Source organism: Bacillus sp. SIMBA_074 (assembly GCF_046534555.1).
Lineage (GTDB): Bacteria > Bacillota > Bacilli > Bacillales > Bacillaceae_G > Bacillus_A > Bacillus_A mycoides.
Genome location: NZ_JAWRYM010000092.1, coordinates 1 through 579 on the forward strand (window position 1 = coordinate 1; position 579 = coordinate 579).

At 28.5% G+C, this 579-nt stretch carries 1 protein-coding gene; it reads right to left on the reverse strand.

The window, feature by feature from the left end; translation table 11 throughout:
* Nucleotides 1-20: 20 nt before the first annotated feature.
* On the reverse strand, nt 21-509 hold the full coding sequence (locus SB773_RS29950; protein ID WP_410593818.1) for a DUF2716 domain-containing protein: 489 nt from the start codon (nt 507-509) through the stop codon (nt 21-23).
* Nucleotides 510-579 lie beyond the last annotated feature (70 nt).

Consider the following 579-nt stretch of genomic DNA (forward strand, 5'->3'; position numbering starts at 1 on the left):
TCGATTTAGGAAGTAAAAAGTTATACTTCGTCAGTGATTTTTTTTAATAGACTAGTCCTTAATTCTTTAAAATTCTCAATTAATTCTTCTCCGAAAATATAAATAACTTTTTCCCATGGATGCCCTAAGTAACCCCATCTAAAATCTTTCTGTAAAAAGAAATAGTAATCTCCATTTGGGATGAATGGAATTTCCCATTGATCATCATCTTCTTTTAAGTCTAATCTGGGGTTCATCCAATAGCTGTCATGTTGCCAATCTAACGCATATATATATTCATTCCTTTTTGTACACGCAATAAGAGATCTTAATATTTCTTCGTCAAAATTATTATAATCTTCATCAGTCCATTTTTCTTCAAAGCAATCAGATATATCATAAGCAATATATGGACGAGAAAATTTAAATGACTGCTCACCATCTATATTAGGATTAAAGGCAAACTCATCATAAAATCTATCCCAAACATTCTCTTTTTCTTGTTCATTCAACAAAATCCATTTTTTCAAAATCAGTACCTACTTTCTAATACAATTATATAATTAAAATACCACGATAAAATTGTATATTCTATTCATT